Annotated in this window: 5 protein-coding genes and 1 pseudogene; 5 read left to right on the top strand and 1 reads right to left on the bottom strand. The window is 48.3% G+C overall.

The genetic code is table 11. The annotated features are described in order from the left end of the window. A pseudogene (gene gdhA, locus JCM15548_RS00835) lies at positions 1 to 1337 on the bottom strand (NADP-specific glutamate dehydrogenase). Between the two features lie 436 nt (positions 1338 to 1773). Between gdhA and JCM15548_RS00840 the strand changes: the two are divergent. The 5 genes from JCM15548_RS00840 (at position 1774) to JCM15548_RS00860 (ending at position 23822) form a co-directional block, all read left to right on the top strand. Beyond that, a complete protein-coding gene (locus JCM15548_RS00840) occupies positions 1774 to 9045 on the top strand; it encodes a SprB repeat-containing protein (protein ID WP_083984900.1) in 7272 nt (2423 codons plus the stop codon). A gap of 62 nt (positions 9046 to 9107) precedes the next feature. Next, a complete protein-coding gene (locus tag JCM15548_RS00845) occupies positions 9108 to 9899 on the top strand; it encodes a SprB repeat-containing protein (RefSeq protein WP_227625313.1) in 792 nt (263 codons plus the stop codon). A 473-nt stretch (positions 9900 to 10372) separates the two neighbouring features. Further along, a complete protein-coding gene (locus tag JCM15548_RS22450; RefSeq protein ID WP_369403661.1) occupies positions 10373 to 15775 on the top strand; it encodes a SprB repeat-containing protein in 5403 nt (1800 codons plus the stop codon). Further along, positions 15706 to 19032 (top strand): PKD-like domain-containing protein, encoded by a 3327-nt coding sequence (locus JCM15548_RS00855; RefSeq protein WP_062122024.1) that lies wholly within the window; start codon positions 15706 to 15708, stop codon positions 19030 to 19032. Before JCM15548_RS22450 ends, JCM15548_RS00855 begins: the two co-directional genes overlap by 70 nt. Next, positions 19011 to 23822: a PKD domain-containing protein gene (locus tag JCM15548_RS00860; protein WP_157482292.1), complete on the top strand. Its 4812-nt coding sequence runs from the start codon at positions 19011 to 19013 to the stop codon at positions 23820 to 23822. The genes JCM15548_RS00855 and JCM15548_RS00860 overlap by 22 nt, the downstream gene beginning before the upstream one ends. The last annotated feature ends 24 nt before the right edge of the window (positions 23823 to 23846 follow it).

Here is a 23846-nt window from a genome sequence, read left to right on the forward strand (position 1 = left end):
TTACACCACCCCCTGCGCCATCATTGCCTCCGCCACTTTGACAAAGCCGCCGATGTTGGCCCCCTTGATGTAATTGACTTTACCGTTGGGTTCCTGGCCAAATTTAACACATGTATTGTGAATATTGACCATTATTTGATTGAGTTTGGCATCTATTTCTTCGCGGGTCCAGTCAATGCGCATGCTGTTTTGACTCATTTCGAGCCCGGAAACCGCCACACCACCGGCATTCACTGCTTTTCCGGGGCCAAACATTATTTCTTTGGTGGCCAGGTTGGCCGCTTCCGCCGTACAACCCATATTAGAAGCCTCTGCAATTAAGTAACAACCATTGTCAATAAGTGTTCGGGCATCCGATTCATCGAGTTCGTTCTGAATGGCACAGGGAATGGCAATGTCCACCTTTTGTTGCCAGGGGCGCTGGCCGATAAAAAACGGCACGCCGAATCTTTCGGCAAAAGGCTGTACGATGTCCATATTGGAAGCGCGCAATTCCAACATATACAATATTTTGTCACCGGATATCCCTCCGGGTCGTAAATGTAACCGTCAGGCCCCGAAATAGTCACCACCTTTGCTCCCAGCTCTGTGGCTTTAAGGGCCGCACCCCATGCCACATTGCCAAAACCTGAAAGGGCAATGGTTTTACCTGCCATGCTTTCATTTCGTAAGGCCAGCATTTCTCTCACAAAGTAAATGGCACCAAAACCGGTGGCTTCCGGACGAATCAGGCTGCCGCCATATTCCCGTCCTTTGCCGGTAAAAACACCGGTGAATTCGTTGCGCAGTTTTTTATACATGCCAAAGAGATAGCCAATTTCGCGACCACCAACACCTATATCTCCGGCAGGAACATCGGTATTTGGGCCAATGTGGCGGTACAACTCGCTCATAAATGACTGGCAAAAGCGCATGATTTCCATGTCGGACTTGCCACGGGTGTTGAAATCAGAACCTCCTTTGCCACCACCCATGGGCAGGGAAGTCAGACTGTTCTTGAAAGTTTGCTCAAAGCCCAGAAATTTTAAGCCGCTGAGATTCACACTGGAGTGAAACCTTAAGCCACCTTTGTAAGGCCCTATGGCAGAGTTAAACTCCACCCGGAATCCCCGGTTCACCTGAATGTCGCCCTTGTCGTCCACCCACGGCACCCGAAACATAATTACCCGCTCCGGTTCCACCATGCGTTCCAGTATTCTGGCTTTCTGATATTGGGGATTTTGCATGTAAAATTCCCAGATGGTTTCCACCACTTCCTGAACGGCTTGTAAAAATTCATCTTCGCCGGGATTCTTCATCCGGACGTTATCCATAAAGGCTTTCAACTTAGTATCCATAGTTGGTACATTTTTATTTGGTTGTTCAAATATATGAATATTTTTATATCAATGATAATTTGATAGTTGGTTTTTTAAAGAAATGAATTATGTTTAAGTGTTAGTAAATCAGTTGTTAGTGGTCTTTTAAAATTGTTTAAAATATTATTTGTTTCTTTTTTACCATATACGAAGTTATAATTCGTAAGTTGTGTTCGTGGAATATGAGTTTTATCAATTTATGGGCTTTTCACTAACTTTTTTTGATAGATTTGCGTAAGAATGTACACCGCTATAATTCAATTGTTATTTTGCAATTAGTTGGTTGGGTAAAAATGATTATCCAAATGACAGAAATGCCTTTAAATACGACAAATTCTTACCTGAATTAATAGAACTTATTTCATTTTAAGTTAGATTAGTAAAGTGTTTGGGTTTTATCAATATGTAACGCCTTATGGAATTAAGATTTTTACGCTTTAGGTTTCTTATTATATTAATGGTGCTGGTCGGCTGGCCAGTAAATAGCGTAAGCGCACAAACAGTGTGTGCCGGAGGGTCGCTTTCCGGTACTGAGATGATGGATTTGATGTCAACTGCCCCAGGACAACGGGAAGGTGGAACATTTAGTTTGACCTCAACAGTTCCTGCAGGGGGCACTATAACCATTGATGATACTGCTCCATCAAACGAGAATATTGTTTTTTCAGGATTTGAAGCGGCATATACTTCATATACGTTTTTTTATGCTAGAGGGCCAGGTTATTCTGTTACAATAAATGTCTCCGGCACAGCCCCAACAGTCACCTTTTCTTCTCCTGACCCCACCAATCTATGTTCCGGAAATATCATCGATTTGGAGCTTACCCTTTCGGGTGTGGATGGTAATTTTGATGTAACAATAGATACCGACCATCCTTCCGGTAATGTAACCAGTACATTTTCTTCCTCTGTTGCTGGTGATACACATACTTTGCCTTATACTTTAAACGCAGATGCTTCATTTGAAATCACTTCAGTTGTAGACAATTCAGGAGCAGGCTGTGATGTTGCTCCGGCTGATTTGCCGGGCCCCATCTCTTTTAATGTTTTGCCAAATGCGGCTATTCAAACGGTTACAGGAACCAGTGTTTGTGCCCCCGGATCCATTGGTGACATTGAATTGCAAAGTTCGGAAGTTGGCATTGAGTACCGACTGATGTATGATGACGGAACCAATCCGCCATCCGCAATGCGAACATGGACGAGTGCTGCCGATGGACAAACCCATACTTTTGCTCCTGCTGTAACTTCAGTGGGAAGCTATACTGTGGAGGCAACAGGTTGTATAGGTGGCATAGCCGTTGATGTTGATATGAATGGTGGGCCGTTTGGTATAAGTAATGCACCTACCGTCTATACTATTTCCACTCCAAGTCCAGCCTGTGTTAATTCAAGTTTGAGTCTGGGTGGTTCAGAAACGGATGTTGAGTATTATTTGCTTAGAAATGGTTCCAGAACCGGTGCTTTTATTGACGGCTCTGTGGGAGCAGTCGTTTTTGGAAGTTTAAGTGCTGGTGATTATAGGGTTGAGGCTGAGAGAAATGGTTGTGTAAGGCTTATGGATGGAATGCTTCGGGTTCAGGCCTATCCGCAGCAGTTTAATTTAACAAGCAATAAAAATTATTTTTGTTCTGTTGTTGCCAATAGTGGTGTAGACTTAAGCTTAAGTGGTTCTCAAAGCGGTATTAAATATCAGTTACAGCGGAATACCGGCAGTGGATTTTCTGACTATCCTGCTGCAAACACTGCGGTAGATGGTACGGGATCGCCTTTGATTCCTGCATGGCAGAATGTTCCAGAAGGGACTTATAAGGTTGTGGCAAGGACAACGGCCGGCTGTCTAAGTGAAATGTCCGGATCGCCTAATATAATTGCGCTGCCTCCTCCTACTGCTGCAATATCTGTGGCCTCTGCTACCAACAGGCGTTGTGAAGGTACTAGTGCCGATTTTCGTTTGGGTGTAGCGCTAACCGGGGTAGCTCCTTTCAGTTTCGATATTGAGAATGATGCAGGCTTACCCACCATTCCAATTGTCAACCATCCCTCAACCAATTTTACACCTCTTCCTGTTACTCCCGACCGAACGGTCAGGTATTTTATAACTAATTTATCGGATGCTTCCGGATGTGCAGTGGTGGCCGGTACGGGCAGTGCCCAGTTTTTTGTCGATCCATTACCATCAATAACATTTAGTCCAGAGAATCCAGATTTGTGTTTTGGCAGTCCGGCAATTCCCATCACAGCTCAAGGTGCAGGAGCAGGGGGTAGTTATTTATGGAGTGATGGATTGGGTAGTGGACAGACCATCAATGTTTCTCCCCCCGCTACCCAGAATTACACCGTTACCGCCAGAACAGTTAATAACTGCGTTGCTTCCCGTGACGTTACTGTTACAGTTCATCCGCTTCCGGTCCTTGACTTTTCGCCTCCGGGGAATGATTACAGCGTTTGTGAAAATGGCGGTATCATTAGCTTATCACCTTCTCCAACAGGCGGAAGCTTTTCAGGAACAGGAATTGTGCCTTCGACTTACGATTTTGACCCTGCAGCAGCTGGGGCAGGTTCGCATAATATTACCTATTCCTACCAAGACGGCAATACCTGTACAAATTCTATTTCCAAGTCAATTGTGGTGACGGCCCCGCCGGTAATTTCCATATCTGGTTTACAAGGCAGCTATTGTGCCGATGAACCTGACGTCACTATTACCGGTAATCCCACCAATAACCGGGGGCAATTCACTCTTTTGGAAGAAAGTACAAACCCAGGTGTCATTTGGAGCGACAATGGAAATGGCACCATGCAATTGTCTCCTTCCAATATTATAAATACCGGTTCGGGCCCTGGGCCTTACACAATACGGTACACTTATGCCGATTTAAATGGTTGTGTTTCGTCCATTGACAGAACGACCGTGGTTCAGCAAGACTTAGGTAACGTGGTGCGATTTAGAAATTTGCCAGCATCCAGTTGCCAGACAGCAAGCACTATTACCCTGCAGGCCTTTCGTGATGAGACACCCAATGTGGATATCATCACTGGCGATGGAATTTTTTCCGGCCCAGGCATAACTGACAATGCCGATGGCACGGCGACCTTTGATCCTTCAATAGCCGGCAATGGCAGTCACACCATTTATTACAATTATACAGACCCAGTTACTCTTTGTACCAGCGAATATTCCGAAACGGTTCAGGTCGGAACGGTGCTCGACATTCCATCACTGAATGCTCTCTATTGCCTCGACGATGGCAATCAGGATATTTACGGAACGCCTATCGGTGGAACCTTGAAAGTATACAAGGGCTCTGTTGATCCGACCAATCTTCTTTCGACCAGCGTTGCTAATTCAGACATTAATCCCTTGGGGTTCGATCCCTCAATTGCTGGATCAGGAACTTACATTTTTCAATACGAATTGACGGATGGTACATGTACCAATACGATAGAAGAATCGGTAGATGTTCATACCGTAATCGACCCTACCTTTGAAACTGTGTCCGGCGAAACGCAGTTTTGCGAAACCGAGACCAATGTTGTTCTAAAGGCAGCTCAACCTGGAGGGAGTTTTTCCGGGCCCGGTGTTTCATTGAACGTTTTTAATCCGTCGGTGGCCGGACCTGGCACCCACAACATTACTTATACCATTAATACAGGAGCTTGTACCGATACGGACGATCTCAGTTTAGTGGTGGTACCTGTGCCCACCGTGGATTTTACCAATCTCAATGATACCTATTGTGAAAACGAGACTGATTTTAAGATTGCGGTAAGTAACATGCCGCCTGTACCAGCGGTTCCGGGAGCGAAATTCTCCTTTTCCGTTACAGCCAATGCGGCTGGCAAGGTTCCTATTTATGTAACAAGCGGCACTTCTCTTGCGATCGCTGATATGCCTGTGGAAGATGAAGAGGTTTTCTTTTCCCCTTCTTATGCGGGTGTGGGCACCTACTCCATTACCTACACCTATGACAATTCTGCCAATAATGGTTGTGTGGCTTCTGTGACCAAGGCCGTTGAAATATTGGAAGCTCCCGGGGTGAATTTTGGCGTGCATGATCCAATATCGGGGGGCACCACTTTTACTGATCCGCTTGAATTTTGTCAGAATGCCGATCCAGTCTATCTGCGGGGGAATATTTTTACCGATCCTGGAGATCTTACCAATATAGGTTCTGGTTTTTATACCGGCGTGGGCATTGATAATGATGCTTATATGACTTCTGGCACGGACGGTTATGCCCTTTTTGATCCGACACTTGTTTCGGTTGGAGATGATCATTCCGTTAAATATACTTACACCCATTACAATGGCTGCGTTACTGAGCGGACCAGAACCTATGATATTTTACCTGCCCCAATCACCCATTACAATGTTGTTTTTGATCCGGTAAGTGGCATCTATTGCTTTGAAGCTCCCCCGGTTGACCCTGCGACTTATGGGGTTGAGATAGGTTTGGAATATTCTCAGCCAGACGTGACTTATCATTTATTGAGAAATGGAGCACTGGCTGATCCGGCACAGACTGTAGCTGGCGCTACAGCTGGAACTGAAGTGAATTTCCCAAATCGTGTAACAGAGCCAGGTACATATACTGTCCGTGCGGTTTTCACCAGTCCCCCACCTTCCGGGACTTGCAGCGATATCATGGCCGGTTCAGTAGAAGTAAGAAGAAATTATGTGACCGGTTCCATTGAAGAGTTGCGACATGAGAGTTGTGACGGTTTAGACGATGGTTATTTAAGATTATCGGCAGGCGGCGGAACAGCACCGTATGTATTTACAATAACTGATGGCGCGAATACCTTTACAAGTGGCACGGGCGAGTTTTTAAATTTGGAGCCCGGCAATTACGCCATTAAAATAGTTGATAATGTGGGTTGTGAGTGGAATTCGCCCAGTGATGCTACATTAAATTCCGGTAGCAGCTTGACTTTAGATGTCATACCCACTTCGGTCATTCAATTAACCTGTAATGGTGTCAACAATGCTTCGTTTACGGTTGAGGCAGGTGGTTTAGGTTCAAGTAATTATGAGTTTCGGCGCGATCCGGCTGCACCATGGATTAGCCACGGTTCAGATACCTATACGTTTACAGATTTGGCTGCAGGAACCTATGTGGTGTCTGTTCGGGATGCCGATAATCCTGGTTGTCAGGCTTCTGAAACAGTTGTGATTAATCCGGAACCTGCTGCCATTACCTTGTTTAGCTCGCCAGTTGTCACGCCTGTAGGTTGCTCAGAAACGCCTATTGGTGAAATAGGGATAAGGGCTCAGGGAGGAATCGGCTCAGGACAGTTTCATTATGTTTTATACGAATTGAAGCCCTGGGGAGATTGGGTACCCATTAAGGTGGAAAGCGAAAATATTGGAGTTGAGGCCACTTTCTCTGGTCTGAATGGTGGTGAATATCGGGTGGACATTACCGATGACAATGGCTGTGGCCCATTGCAAGTTCCCATAACCATTGACGCCGCTGCGAGTTTGCCTGTTGTTCAATTGAGTGGGGACGGAATTGTTCATGTTTCTGAACCCGGATTTTCAGACGGCTCTATTCAGATTGCCATTACTGGCGGTGAAGTGCCTTATAATATTGTTTGGTCAGGCGTTGATGGCTTAGGTAGTTCAATTGCTGGTCTGGTGGATGATGTGTATCGTCAGGAAAACCTGGTAGCGGGGACTTATAAAGTGGAGGTTACCGATGATAATGGTTGCCCTGCCGAGCTTCTGGGTTTGCAGGTGATCGAAAATCCTGATTTCGGTATAGTATTTACCAAAAGCAACCCCGGCCCATGCTACGGTAGCAGTAATGGCGAAATTAACCTTGGTGTCACTGGAGGAGTTCTGCCGTATCAATCGCTGACCCTCACCAATTCTGCAGGTGATGTTTTAATACCCCATAGTTCGGGTGGAAGTTTTGCCAACTACAACAATTTGCCGGCTGGCAACTATACGGCTGTGGCCATTGACGATCGAGGTGTTTCTGTTTCTGAACCGATAGAACTTGTGGGCCCCACAGCGCCGGTCCAATTGGCTTACACAAAAACGGATGCGGCCTGTTTTGGGGAAGATGGAAGTATTGAGTTCAGTGCTACAGGCGGAACTCCGACTACTGGTACACCCAATACCTATACCTACTCAATCATACCGACTTCCGGTACTCCCTTGTCTGGGACTCTGAATGAAGGAGGTAATGTTTCCCAAACCTTACCTGCTGGCAATTTTCAATTAACGGTAACAGATGGCGTTACCTGTTTCGATGCGGTGAGCTTCACCATAAATGAGCCTGCACAAATGGGCATTGTTGTGGAAGATGTTCAAAATATTAAATGTTTTGGTGGCAATGATGGTTCTATTACCGTTTCTGTAAATGGTCGCCCCGGCGGCACTGCTTTTACTTACGAGTGGCAACGCTACGATGAAGTTTCTTTCAGCTGGCAACCTGATACCGAAACCACTGCAACCATGACAGGTCTTGCTGCAGGTAGTTATAGGGTTCGCGCATTTGAACCCGGAAATCCAACATGCTTTTCAGTTTGGTCAGGTTCTATATCCATCAGTCAGCCCTCGGCAGACATGGTTGTGACTCCCGCAGTCAATAATATTACCACTTGCCATGGTGATAATTCAGGTAGTATTGTCCTTTCGGTTACCGGCGGAACTGCACCTTACATAATTAAGCTCGGTACAAATGAATATTTGTGGGATGGTCTTAATCCTTATGTGTTGAGTGACCTCTCCGTTGGTACTTACCATGTTGAAGTTGTTGACGCCAATGGATGTTCTGAGCCTTTGTCAGAATCTGTATCTGAACCGGATCCCTTCGTGGTGAGTAATTTTGAATACGGCATTGAGTGTGATGTTCTTTCAAGTGGCTATGTAGCCTTTGATATTTCCGGTGGATTGCAGGTTGGTGGCACTAATGCCTCTCACGCCCTTTTGGTACGTAATGATAACAATCAGGTTTATTATAATGGAGCGGTTGGAGCTATCAATGATCCGCTGGTTGATAATTTAATAGCCGGCACCTACACCATCCGCATTACGGATGCCAATTCTTCTGATCCATCTGTCTGCCTGTTCGAGCAGCAGTTCGAGCTACGCAACATTTCTGTTTCGGCCAATGTGATTGCTCCTACCTGTTCAGGTCAGGATAATGGCAGTATTGAGCTTGCAGTAGAAGGAGGATCAGGTAATTATGATTTTAGTTGGACTGATTTAGCGCTTAATCCAATCTCAACTGACCAAAATGTTTATGATCTGGAGCCCGATACTTATATCGTTACTATTACAGATGTTGACGAAGGTTGCTCATTTACGCGTCCATATACCATCGCCTATCAAAATACCTTATCAGTCGATGAAGTTGTTTCGGATGTAACCTGTTATGGCGGGTCCAATGGTAGTATCACGGCTACAGCCAATGGTGGGGTAGCACCTTACAATTATTTGTGGGAAAAGTACAATGGATCCGATTATGTGCCATTGATTAATACCCAGACCCTGAGTAATCAGAGCATTGGGACTTACAAGGTTACCGTCACCGATTTTAATGGGTGTCAGATTTCTAGGGATGCTATTGAAATTGAGCAGCCGGATGATTTTACCATTGATAGTCATACATTTAATGATGTAGATTGTTATGGTGCAGCCAACGGTAGTTTTACTGTTGTACCGATCGGGTAGGTAATTTCGAATACAGCATTGATGGCATCAACTGGCAGGTATCGCCGACCTTCACCTCTTTGGTGGCGGGTGGTTATCAGGTGGCCATGCGCGATCTGGATCAACCTGGTCCGGATTATTGCGCCAAGTATGATGTTGAAGATGTGGTAATTTCCCAACCAGTTGCTTTGGCTGTGAGCTTAGAAAACATTACCAATGTCAGTTGTTTCACTGAAGCTGATGGTGCCATAGAAGTCACTGTTAGTGGCGGCACTGTGGCCGTAGATTATGACTACCAATGGTACCGGGTAACCGGGACGGGCAATATCGCTCTTTCCCTGGGTTCGGTTAATCCTGCTACGACACTTACAGCAGGTGATTACCGCGTGCGGGTTACCGATGACAATAGTTGTAGCATATGGTCAGATGTCTATACGGTTACTGAACCGGCTTCGGCACCTGCGATTACCGTTGTGGCCAATAATTCTGTTACCACGCCGGGCGGAAATGATGGTAGCATCACTATTAGTATTTCGGGTGGTACGCCGGGTTATGATGTTACTTGGTATGATGTGGATGGAACCACTGTTTTAGACAATGATGTTCTTTCTATCTACAATCTGTCAGAAGGGACTTATAATGTTGAGGTAGAAGATGATAATGGATGCCCCGTTTCGCGGGATATCACGGTCAGTGACCCCGATGCTGCTTTAAACTTGTCCGTGCTATCGGCTGTTAACCCCGTCTTGTGCCCTGTGGCTCAATCCGGATCGATAGAACTGGAAGCAAACGGAGGTACACAGCCTTATACCTTCACTTTAACCAAGCGCCTGGTATTGCTGTTACTACGGGAATTGTATCGGCCAACTATGTAGCTTACAGCGGTTTGGGTGCCGGCATTTACGATGCCAGGGTGGTGGATGACAATGGTGTTGTAGCTGAAGTAAATGGGATTACGCTTGAAGTGCCCGATGTTCTTGATTTATCCATCGTTAATATAGCGGATGCGGTTTGTTTTGGTGAAAGCAATGGAGAGATTTCTTTTAGCGCGGCGGGTGGAACACCTTTTGATAATGGTACGCCTGCTGATCCAACCGATGATTACCATACTTATGTGATTGTCTCGGAAGTTGGTCTGCCTTCTTATAGTGGCCAAATCGATGATGGCGACACAGAGCTTATCAGCACCTTAGCGGCAGGCGATTATTCGTTGACCGTTACCGATCGTAATGGTTGTAGTGCTACCACTGATTTCACGGTATCTCAGCCCGAAGATTTAAGTATTGATGTTGACAATATTTCTCCGGTCACCTGTAATGGAGGCGACAATGGTGCCATTAGCACCATTGTGAATGGCCGTCCGGGTGGGACCCTGTTTACTTATTCATGGGAATTTTCAACAGATCAATCCACCTGGATTGCCTACCCAGGAACTTCGCTTTCAATCAGCGGATTGGAAGCCGGTTGGTACCGGGTTACTGCGACGGAGACAGGCACCAGCTGCAGTGTCACTTCATCTGATATTCGGATCAATGAACCCGCCGCTGCCAGTCTGGCCATTGTTCAGGAAAATGATATAAGCACCTGCCATGGGGATGATTCAGGCAGCATTGTTCTTTCGGTGAGCGGCGGAACTGCGCCTTACATGGTCAAATATGGAACGGTTGAAGAGCCTTGGAGCGGATTGAATAATTTTGTGGCGGATGGATTGGTTGTCGGTGATTATACTTTTGAAATTACAGATGCTTTAGGTTGTACAAGCAATGCGGTCACAGGAAGCATCCTGGAGCCTGACTTGTTTGAGGTCTCTCTTGATTCTGGTATCGGGTGCGATTTATTAGTTAATACCGGATGGATTGAACTTGATATTTCAGGCGGATTGCAGTTGACGGGAGCTTATAATTATGAAGTAAGGGTTATTCGCAAGGATAATAATCAGGTGGTTCATAATCGTGATTACACCGATGCTGAAACTCCTGTGAATATATCAGGTTTGGCGCAAGGGGATTATTTAGTGTATGTCTGGGATGCCAACTCTACAGATGCCGTTGGTTGCAGAAAGCAATTTGACGTGGCGCTCAGAAACATGGTGGTTTCGGCCAATGTTGTTCATCCAACTTGTGACGGACAGGACAATGGCTCTTTAGAGGCCGTCGTGACTGGTGGTTCGGGCGATTATAGTTATCTGTGGACAGGCCCTGGCACTTTTACTTCGACTGCCTCTTTGGTTGATAATCTCGAGCCGGGCACCTACGGGCTAACGGTTAGGGATAATATTAATGGTTGTGATGTCATACTGGATCCAATTGTTATTGACTATGCCTTTACTTTAGCAGTCGATATTGATAAAACAGACGTGAGTTGCGTTGGCGGCAACGATGGTTCTGCTACTGCCATTCCTTCTGGCGGTACTGAGCCCTACTTCTACTTGTGGGAGCGTCTGGATGGGGCTATCTGGTCATCTCTAACGAATACCGCGACACTGAGTAACCGGACGGCCGGTACTTACCGGGTAACGGTGACGGATATCAATAATTGTGAGGAGGTGAGTGCCAATGTAGTGATCGGTGAACAAGCTGATTTCAATGTGGCTTCAATAACTTACAATCCGGAAACGGTTTCTTGTTTCGGGGGTGCCGACGGCAGTTTTGAGGTGCAGGTGTCTGGAGGTTCGGGTAATTTTGAATACAGCATCGATGCAGTCAACTGGCAAATATTGCCCACTTTCGATAATTTGGCAGCGGGTAGTTACCTCATTTCTATTAGGGATATGGATCAGCCTGCGCCTTACTGTCCCAAATACGAAGTGGCTACGGCCACTATTTTGGAGGCCAATCCTGTCGTTATTTCACTGGACAATCAGGTGAATGTGGAATGCTACGGTGAAGATAACGGTGCTTTGAGCATCAGCGCTTCAGGTGGAACAGGCACCTATACGTACCAATGGTTTGTGGTGACCGGTACCGGAAATATTCCGCTGGCGGGTGAAGTCAATGATGCGGTGACTGGCCTGGTAGCCGGTGATTATTTTGTGCAGGTGCGGGATGGTAATTCTTGTCTTAGCACTTCAGAGGTTTACACACTTACTCAGCCTGCTGCCCCGCTTGTAGTGAGTGAATTCAACAATCAGCCGGTCAGTGCCTACGATGGCAATGATGGCAGCATCACGGTTGCCATTTCCGGAGGTACCCCAGGTTATTCCATTGTCTGGACGGGTGTGGATCATAATGGGATTGATGTGACGGGCTCGCTGGCTCAGAATGTGGTCACTTTAAATAATCTGAAGGCGGGTGTTTATATAGCTACTGTTACAGACGGTAATTTATGTACCGATGCTGTTAACATTACCGTATCTCAACCCGGTGATGTCTTAACGCTTAGTGAAATTCTCGCTCATCCCCAACCATGTAATGGAGCCACCAATGGTTCGATTGAGTTGACAGCCGCTGGCGGAGTCTTGCCCTATACTTTTACTTTGGTTCGCAATCCGGGAACGGAAATGACGGTGGCCTCTGTGTCTGGCAATAAGGCTACTTACAATGGCCTGGCCGCCGGTTTCTATACCGCACGTGTACAGGATGCCAATGGCAATGTGTTTGAGTTGCCTGATTTGGAGCTGATTCAGCCGGATCCGGTGGAAATTTCTTATTTCGCACCGACCAACATTTCTTGCTATGGGGCCACTGATGGCAGCATTCAATTCAGTATTGAAGGGGGTAACCCGGATGTCATCAACGGATACTCCTATATTCTTCGACCTGAAAACGGAACAGATATTCTCGGTAGCGGAGATGTTAATATTTCGATTGCAGGTTTAAATCCGGACAATTACACACTCCGGGTTTTCGATGCCAGTAATGTCTGTTTTGCGGAGCGCAGCTTTACCCTTACGCAGCCCGACGAAATGGTCCTTACAGAGACCATTACACCGGTTTCGTGTAATGGTGAATCGGATGGCAGCATTCGTATTGAAGTGTCCGGTGGTATTGGTGGGGGCTATACCTACGAATGGTTTGTCGAAAATACAGCAACTTCCACTTGGGATGCCATACCGGGCAGCAATACCGCCTGGTTGCAAAATCAGGCCGCCGGTCGTTACAAGGTGGTAGTGACCGAATTGGGTGGTGCCACTTGTTCTAAAGAATCGGCAGAGTTTGACCTTGAAGAGCCCGATGCGCTCAGTGCGACAGCTACGCCTTTTGAGGTGAATACTTGTCCGGGTGATAATTCCGGAAGCATCACGCTTGTGGTTAGTGGTGGTGTTGCACCCTACGTGGTGGATTATGGCACCGGCACGCAGTATGGCAATGGTCCCGAGTTCTTTATTGAGGATTTGGTGGCGGATGATTATACCATCGTGGTGACGGATAACAATGGTTCTGGTTGCCAAACGGTGGCTACTGCCACTGTTGATGAACCGGCCGAGGCGCTTTCAGTGACGCCGCCGGTGGTAACTTACAGTTGTGTTCTGCCATTATCAGAGACCTATTCCGTCTCCTTTGATATCAATGGAGGTGTGGGTATGGACAATGGCACGAATGATGAATTCTCCTATTATATTGAAGTCACGAACTTGCTTACTTCAGGTAAGAAAACCAAAATGGTGGCGGCTACCATTGATCAGCCGGTGGCCGTTAATTTAGACGATCTGAATCTGGGTTATGGCAACTATCGACTAGTTGTTAGCGATGCCCAGGCGGCAGTCTCGGCGTCCTGTGGCGCTGTGGAGCATCATTTTAGCATTTCGGGAATAAGTGTTACGGATGTCATTACTCCTGTTTCTTGTCCCGGAGCGGCAGATGGGGCCATTGATATTACCCTTACCGGTGGATCCGGTAACTTTGACTATGATTGGGCCAAAGATGGTGTGGCGATGACCGAATCCTCTCAAGACCTCAGCGGTCTGTCCGATGGGGAATATTCTTTAACGATTACAGATCTGGGACAACCCGGCAGATGTCCGGTCACCCGCATTTATACCGTTGGTAATGCGAAAGATTTGGTGGTGGAATCCAGTATTTCGCCAGTTAAATGTTTTGGTGGCAGCGATGGAGCTATCCGTATTACGGGTGTGGCCAATGCCGCTCCCGGACTGAGCTATTTCTGGAATGGTTCGGCGGTGGCAGGATTCAATGAATTAACGGGACTGGCAGCTGGTGATTACTCTGTGGAGATCATCGATGGTGATGGTTGTAGCATTACGGAAACTTTTACGGTGACGCAGCCGGTGGCTGCTTTGTCGGTTAACTTATCGGCAACGCTTGACTGTGCTACCGACACCCGCTCTATTACAGTAGTGGAGGCCGGGGGTACCGCACCATTTACAGCAACCAGTTTTGCCTGGTCGGGTCCGGGTGCTTTTACGCGCAGTGCGGATGGTCGCACCATTTCCGGCATTACCGTCGGTGGAGAATATAGCGTGCAGGTGACCGATGCCTATGGTTGCAGTGTAGCCGAGTCGATCGCTATGGACGGTGCCATCAACCTGGTGGCCGATGTTACGTCGATTGATTGTAATGGTGGAACCGGTGGCAACATCGTCCTGAATGTGGATGGGGGCAGTGGAGACTATACTTACGTTTGGACCAAGGATGGTGACGCTTCTTTTTCTGAGACGACCAAAGATTTGGTTAATTTGGGAGCGGGGATTTATGCGGTAACGGTCACTGATAATCAGCAGGATTGTGATGCGACGACTAAGTACAGTGTAGATCTGGACAATATTGTTGTATCGCAGCCTTCTGCGATCCAAATGGATGGTAATGTGACCAACAACGAATGTTATGGTGAGGCGGAAGGCCGCATCAATTTGCATACGGTGACTGGTGGAACGGCGCCTTATAGTTTTATATGGACAACCACTGATGGCTCGGGACTGACTGCCGGAGCGCGTGATCAGAGCGGACTGACAGCAGGGACTTATACTGTTCAGGTGCGGGATGCCAAGGGATGTCTTTCCCCAACGCAATCATTTACCGTAACTGAATTGCCCGAATTGGCGTTTGATCTGCTTGTTTCAGATACCGATTGCGATAATAATAACAGCATTGAAGTTACCAATGCCACAGGCGGCTCAGGCCTAGCAGCCAATTACCAGTTTATTTGGGATGGTCCCGGTGCTACAGTGGGGACGCCTCTGCTGAAGGAGGAATTACCGGGTGGTACTTATACCATTACCATGGTGGATATGGGAACATCCGCCAGGTGCTTCCTGACTCAAACGGTAGAATTGGCACGGCCCCTTAAGGTGACAGAGGCGGTTCAACCAGAGAGTTGCTCCGGATCTAATAACGGCGTTATTACTTTGGATGTAACGGGTGGTACAGAGCCCTATTCCTTTGTTTGGGATGCCGCACCTGGTATTGAGGTGAACGACCGTAACCAGGCGGCTTTGCCGGCCGGGACTTACCATGTAATGGTGACCGACAGCAGAGCTGGTGGTGGCTGTCCGGTACCTTTGGAGGTAGTGGTGCCTTTGCAATACAATCTGCAACTGCAGGCGGCCATCGACGATGTGGAGTGTTTTGGAGGAAACAATGGTGCTATTTATGTGACAGTACTCAACGGTTCGGGTGATTATACCTATCAATGGACCAAAGGGGCTTTCAGTGCTATTACCGAGGATATTGAGGGTTTGGAGGCAGGCGACTATACCTTGCAGGTGACCGACAATGTGTTTGGTTGTACGGTTACCGGGGTCTATACCGTTACTCAGCCGGCTGTGCCAATGGCTATTACTGTGTGGATGTGACAGATAACGACTGTTTCGGAGATAACAATGGTGCTATAGATATTAACGTCACCGGCGGAACTGCGCCCTATACTTATCAGTGGACGGGTCCCGGAAATTTATTAGTGCCAACGGATCAGGATCAAGCGGCTTTGTCGGGTGGCGACTATTATGTGTCGGTGACCGATGCCAATGGTTGTGAACTGACTAATTATGGTCCAATAACTGTAGATGAACCGGCAACGCCTGTGTCCATTTCATTGGTGGAAGTAACGCCTGTGACTGCTCTGGGAGCTGGCGATGGTACCATTACTGTGCAGATAAGCGGTGGCTCTGGTTCCTATACATCCATTAATTGGTTAGATCCTTCTGATGTTGTTATTCCTGCTTTGGAAGGTTCAACTTTTGCCGATGAGTTAGCAGGTGGCACCTATACCATCCAGGCCATGGATGCCAACGGCTGTCCTTCTGAGGAGCTGGAGGTGTATGTTTATGAACCAGGTAATGCCCTGGAATTAGATATCGAGAAGCAGTCCAGTGGTCCGTGCTATGACTCGGCCAACGGGAAAATATTTGTCACGGTTAAAGGTGGTGAATTGCCTTACCAGTCCATTACCCTGTCGGATGGCACCGGAGTATTGGAACAGTTTATCGAGGTCAATAGCGCGACTTTTGATAATCTGGCGCCGGGCGACTATTCGGTGACGGTTCTGGATGCATTCGGAAATAATGTGTCAGAGGGCGTGACCATTCATGAGGTAGCTGCTCCATTGGCGGTGACCGCAACAGTTACCACGCATGTGGACTGTCGGGGTACTTCCACCGGGGTTATTACAGCCAGGGTAACGGGTGGCATCCCTAATGCCAGTGGTCAGTACCGTTTACTTTTGTCCGGTGGTCCTGCGGGAACTTCTGATGAGGTTTTGGTGGCCGCCAATACAGATCATCTTTTTGAGAATTTACCCAAAGGTACCTACACCGTCCGGGTGATGGACGATAGCAATGTGCTGCGCGTGGCGCATGATGAGAACGATCTTCAGAATTTGTTTGGAAATGAGATTTTTAGTCTCACAAATGACTGCTCGGCCGCTGTGCAGAACCTTATTGTGCGGCAGCCCGAAGCGTTGGTGCATCTGAGTGTGGAGCCCGGTAGTGAAGAACTGTGTGCAGGTGAGGCGCCCCGTTTGGTGGTTTCTACCAGTGGATGGGACTTTGCAGACGGGGATCTTGGTGTAACTTTGAGTAACGGAGAGGCTTTTGTGGTCACTTCCGCTTCTCAGGTGCTGACTTTGACCACCCTGCCTGAAAATACTTTTACGACTTATTCCATTAACCATGTGACCAGTGCCGCCGATGCTTCTTGCGAGAAGGGTATGGGTATCGGTCAGGCCATTGTGGAGATGAACGAATTACCGACGGCGACCTTGTCGGGCAACCAAAGCATTTGCCTCGGCGCCAATGCTCCGCTGCAGTTGAACCTGACGGGCACAGCTCCATGGCGTGTGGAATACAGTGATGGCACCAATGTGTTTGTGGTGGATGATATTCTGAGTTCGCCCCATACGGTTTTGGTGAATCCGCTGACCGATACGAATTATTCGCTGGTTTCTGTAGAGGATGTGCATTGTACGGGTAGCGTATCCGGTGGAGCCACTGTGGCGGTTGCGCAACCTGTTACGGTTGAATTTTCGGGTGCTGACAGCTACAACGAGGTCTGTGGCAGTGCCGATTTTGGTTTGGCGGTGAAGTTTACGCCGACCGATAATGGCCCATGGCAGCTGACCTATAGTGCAGTGGCTTTGGTGAATGGTCTGCCGTCCGGAATTTCCGTGGAACATAGTATCGCTGTTTCGGCTGCGATGTTGAATGCCGAGGGGGAATATGAATGGACCGTCGCTCCATCTGCCAGTACGCGTTACCGCATTGTGTCGGTGATGAGCCAGGGTTGCGAAGGTATTGTCACCGGATTGCCCGTGGACTTGATGGTCCGTAATCTTCCATCTCAGCCGGAGGCGATTGTCGGACCGGAGGAGGTCTGTCAGGGAGCATCGGCGACCTACACCATTCCTGAAATTCCGAATGTGAGCACTTATGTCTGGATACATCCCGATGGAACGCAGGAAAACAGTTCCAACAGTCTGACCATTCATTACGCCGACGATGCTGTAGGTGGCCGTTTGTACGTCTATGGCGTCAACAGCTGTGGCGATGGTCCGGTCCAATATCTGGATATTACGGTGAATCATTTGCCGGACACGGATAACCTGGTAATAAACGGTCCCGCTGATATTTGCCAGGGCGCCAAGCGTGTCAGCTTTATGGTGGATGCGGTGCCGTATGCCACAACTTATAATTGGACGGTGCCCGACGATTGGGATTTCGACGGAGATGGCGGACGTCAGATATTGCTGGATATTCCGGATGAAATCATGAATTATTCGGGTGTGATTACCGTTACCCCTGAGAATAGCTGTGGAGAAGCGGTTACGCCCATTACTTATGATATTTTCGTACGACCTAATCCATCGGCCAATGCGGGGGCGGATGTGCCCGACTATTGTGGCAGTTCGGTGATGTTGAATGCCACGGCTGTGAATGCCGGTGAGACCGGTCAGTGGAGCAGTCTCCCCATTTATGGTTCGGCCGATGCGATAACCGATGTTAGCAACCCCAATGTGATTGTAACCAGCTTGAGTCAGGGCGATGTGACTTTCCTTTGGACCGTTACCAGTGCCTATGGTTGTGAAAGTTCCGATGAAGTGACGGTGCGCAACAATCAGTTGCCGGTGAATGCCACGGCGGATATGACCAGTGTTTGTGATGGCAATACCACTTTGCGTGGCACGCCGCTGAATCCTAACTTGAATGTGACGGGACAATGGACGGTTGTGGCACCTGCCACTTCCGGGGCCATTTTCTCGGATGCGACTTCTGCCAATGCGGAGGTTTCCAATATGCCGGTGGGCGAGAATAAGTTCCGCTGGACGCTCAACCAGAATGGCTGTGAGAGCTTTGCGGAGGTGACCGTTATGAATCGTCAGGCGGATGAAGCCGTCATTTTAGGTCCGGAGGTGGTTTCCACCTGTGGGGAAGAACTGACCTTAGAGGCTGTGGCCCCGCGTCCCGACTGGGGCACGGGTGAATGGTCGCTGCTGAGTGGCTACGCGGAAATTGTTTCACCTGAGAGTGAAACAACGCTGGTGCGCAACATTTCGCAGGGTAATGTGGTGGTGGTGTGGACCGTGACCAATGGCCAGTGTGCCAACACGGCTCGGTGACCATTCGCAACGATAAGTTGACGGTGGATGCCGGACCAGATCAGGACATTTGCTCTGCAACAACCGTTCTGGCAGGGTCTGTTATTCCTGTTTTACCTCTTGGGATTCAAGGTTCCTGGCATGTGATTTCGGGCAACGCCAGTTTCGCCGATGGCAGTGATCCTAAAACTGCGGTGAGCAATCTGGCCCGCGGAGTCAATGTGCTGGAATGGCGTCTGACCAATAGTGGTTGTGTGAGTGCCGATAGGGTGACCATTACCAATAATATGGCCACCACGGCCACTGTGGGTAGTCAGGAATTGATTTGTGGCGACATTTACACCTTGACGGGGAATCCGACTGTTTCCGGGGAATCGGGCTTTTGGAGTGTGGTAAGTGGCAGTGGCAGCTTTGACGATGCCAATGATCCGGAAACGGATGTAAGGGGAATGGACTTTGGCGAGAATGTTTACCGCTGGACGATCAATAACAACAATAAATGTTCTTCTTCGGCAGATTTGAAAATTACAAATCTGAAGACTTTTGTCGATGCCGGCAGGGATACGGTGGTCTGTGACAATACCATTACCCTTCGTGGTAATCCGGTGCCTGCGGGTATGACCGGTGCTTGGCGGGTTGTTTCCGGCGGCGCGACTTTGGGCATCCTCGATGCCTCTAAACCACACATTGTTTTAGCAGCCGGATTGAATCAGGGCCCCAACACTTTTGCCTGGGTTATCGAAAACAAGGGGTGTTATTCTGAAGATGAGGTTGTGGTCATGAACAGTCGACCCTACCCGGTAGATGGCGGAAGTTCCTACCGGATGGTGACGGGTTCGGTGGTGGACATGGAGGCTACGGCGGTGGGCGCAGGCATGACCGGTACCTGGATTTTGCAATCGGGCGGCGCTACCATCTTAGAACCCAATAATCCGGAAACCCGGGTGACCGACCTTAGAAGAGGTGAAAATGTATTTTGGTGGGTGGTGACCAATGGTAATTGCTCGGATTATTTTGAGGTGATTATTGTGAATGGAGATGTGGTGCAGGCCAATGCCGGTCGTCCACAGACCATTTGTACCAATTCAACCCGTTTGGAAGCCAATGACGCTGAAGGCGCCATTGGGTCCTGGACAGTGATTAGCGGTACGGCCAATTTCGAAGACCGTTATGAGCCCAGAACAAGGGTTACCAATTTAGCTCCCGGGGAAAATGTTCTGCGGTGGACCATTAGTTATGGAACCAGTGGAAGTTCCAGCAGTAGCTCCGACGACGTGATTATTACCAATAACCGTCCGGATGAAGCCAAGGCTGGTAACGATGTGGCCTTCTGCACCGATGAATATCAGCTTAGGGGCAATACACCGGCACTTATTCCTGAGGACATGGGAACGCCGCTATGGACCATTATATCAGGTGGCGGTGAGCTGGCGAATGCCTCTGATCCAAATTCCATGGTGACGAATTTGGCGAAGGGGGTTAATCAATTGGTGTATTCGATCACCAAAGGGGAGTGTATTTCCCGTGATACAGTGGAGATCATTAATGGCTTACCTACAGAACCGATCGCGGGGGATGATATAGCTATTTGTACGGACCGCTATCTGTTGAATCCCAATACGCCCACGCATGGTACAGCCGAATGGCGTCCGGGATCTACCGGGGGTGCCCGTTTCGATGGCAATACGGTCTATGATTTGGCCCAGGGCGATAATGAGTTGATTTATGAGATATATACCGAATGGTGTTCACTCACGGATACGGTGGTCATTACCAACAATAAACCCAGTGCTTCTTTTGCCGGACAAAATCGGGATATATGTACCGACACCTACCAGCTAAGAGCGGAAGCTCCTCAATACGGTGTGGGGACTTGGGAATTGGTGGCCGGTGCGGGTGATATTGATCCTGCTGAGGTGAATGAGGCCAATGCCACAGTTACGGGGCTGGCCAGTGGTTCCAACCGCTTCAGGTGGGTCGTGGATAACAATGGATGCAAGTCTTCTTCTGAGGTGGAAATTCGTTACAATTTTATTGAAGCGGATGCGGGGGATCAGCAGGTCATCTGTGAGGATTTTACCGAATTGAGGGGAAGCAATCCCATGCAGGGAACCGGCACCTGGGGTATTAAAGGCGGATCAGGGACGGCTGTCTTTGAAGATCCCAACGACCCGTTGACACGTGTTACGAATTTAGACAGGGGAGAGAATGTATTAACCTGGACCATTGATAACCGCAACTGTTCCGATGTGGATGAGGTGATCATTATCAATAACAAGCCAACCGTGCCCAATGCCGGTGATGATCAGGCGCTTTGTGATCCCAACACGGTATTGCAGGGCAATGTGGATGTGGTGGGAGAGGGCCGCTGGACCGTGAGAAGCGGAAGTGCCGCTTTCTCGTCAACCACCCATGCCGATCCGCAAATGGACCCCTCTGCCAACATCAGTGGCTTAACTTTTGGTCCGAACATCCTGCGTTGGACCATCGAAAACGAAGGTTGTGCGCTTTATGATGATGTGGTGATTGAATACAACCGCATTGATGCCCACGCGGGCAGCGATCGGGCAGTGTGTGCCGATGAAATAGTTCTGTCGGCCCAAAGTCCCCTCCCCGGAACCGGCTCCTGGTCGGTACCTGGTGGACAAGGGGCTGCTGTGTTTGAAAGTCCCACATCACCAACCACCCGTGTAAGCAATTTGGGACGTGGCCCCAATACCTTGCGATGGACGGTTTGGCACAAAGGATGTCAAACCCATGATGATGTGGTGGTGGTAAATGAATTGCCAAGCACCCCTTATGCGGGTAATGAGCAGGTTATTTGCCGTGATTTTACCACGCTGGATGCCACTGTACCTGCAATGGGTTCAACGGGTTATTGGCGGGTATTGACCGGTTCTGCGCAGTTTGAGGATGAAACCCTTCACAACACTTCGGTCACCAATTTGGCTGAAGGGGATAACATCTTTGTGTGGACCACTTTGAAGGAGGACGGTTGTGCCATGGAAGATCAGGTGCTGATTCGCAACAATGAGCCCTCTGACCCATACGCCGGGGCTGATTATGAAGAAGTCTGCTCATCTACCTTTACCCTGAAAGCTTCCACACCGGATTATGGAACCGGCATCTGGAGCTTCGAACAGGGAGGTGGCAACTTGTCGGACCCCAACAATCCCAAAGCAACCATAACTACTTTGGCACGGGGGACTAATAAGTTGCGCTGGACGGTGAGTCAGGGACATTGCAGTAAATATTCGGAAATTACTTTGGTAAATAATACGCCTACTACGGCCAATGCCGGACCGGATATTGAGGATTGTAAGGATGTTCAGACGCTGGATGCCAATGTGCCGGTACATTACGACAATGCCTATTGGGAGCGCATCAGTGGTTATGGCGAGTTGGATGATTTGAACGATCCCAAAACAACTGTGCGAAATCTGGCTTTTGGACCCAATGAGTTTCAGTGGGTCATTGAAAATGGTTCCTGTACCTCTACCGATCGGGTGGTTGTTTTTAATAAGATTCCCGACAAGGCTTTTGCGGGTTCTGATCAGTTAAATGTCTGTGATACTTATACGGTCTTGAATGCCAATGATCCGGAGTCGGGCGTGGGGCAGTGGAGTGTCATTAAGGGACAGGGTTCTTTTGATGATGCCGGGCAGTATAATACGGTGGTACGCAACATGGGCTTTGGCGAAAATATTTATCGCTGGGAAGTGGCCTATGGGGAATGTTCTACCGTGGATGAAGTGGCTGTTGTGAGTTATAAAACAGAGGCTTATGCCGGTGAAGATCAGGTGGTTTATGAGCCTGAGGCGGTGCTGAACGCCAACAATGCAGGGGAGCTGGATGCCCGATGGATTATTGTGGGTACCAGTACGGCTACTTTTGAGGATGAAACCTTTTTTAATACTCCTGTGTATAACTTGAGCGAAGGAATTAATACCTTTGGATGGGAGATCGATGTCAACGGATGTATCTCCTACGATCAGGTGAGTGTTGATTTCCGCCCTGTACCGGATGCCGGGTTTATTACCGATGTGGATGAGGGGTGCTATCCCTTACGTGTTCAGTTTACGAACTATTCGGTGGGTGGTTCTGTTTACCAATGGAGTTTTGGTGATGGAAGTACCTCGGGTGACAGGAATCCGGTCCACACATATACGCAACCAGGTCAATACACGGTGCAGTTGAATGCACCGGGGCCGGATGGAATGGATGGTGTTTATACCAGAGAGATCATGGTATATGATCATCCGATAGCTGATTTTACGGTTAATCCGACGGTTGTATACGTGCCAGGGGAGAATGCCCGATTCTATGATTTATCGACCAATGCTGTGAGTTGGTATTGGGATTTTGGAGACGGTAACGTTTCTACGGAAAGGAATCCCGCGCACCAGTACAGCGATGAGGGTGTTTACGATGTGATGCTTACGGTGAGCAATACTTATGAGTGCAAGGATACCCTTTTGGTCGAAGGGGCCGTGACGGCAGAACCGCAGGGCTTTGTGGTGTTCCCAAATGCCTTTAAGCCCCGGCCCGGAAATGCTTCCGGTCAGGTTGATCCTTCTGCGGAGTATGTGGTGGTGTTTAAACCTGCCTTCCGGGATGTGGATTCGTTTACACTTGAGATTTTTAACCGTTGGGGACAGAAGATTTTTGAAACCAATGATATAGAGAATGGCTGGGACGGTATGTATGAGGGACAAATGGCACCACAGGCCGTCTATATTTATAAGGCGACCGGAAAATATTACAATGGCCGTGAATTTAGAAAGTCGGGCAGTGTTTTATTGGTAAGGTAACCTTTCAGCTTTAGTTTTAGAATA

The sequence above is a fragment of the Geofilum rubicundum JCM 15548 genome, from assembly GCF_000974365.1.
GTDB classification, from domain to species: domain Bacteria; phylum Bacteroidota; class Bacteroidia; order Bacteroidales; family Marinilabiliaceae; genus Geofilum; species Geofilum rubicundum.

Excerpts from the sequence above, each read along its gene's own strand:
- JCM15548_RS00840 (WP_083984900.1), top strand. The coding sequence starts at position 1,774 with ATGGAATTAAGATTTTTACGCTTTAGGTTTCTTATTATATTAATGGTG.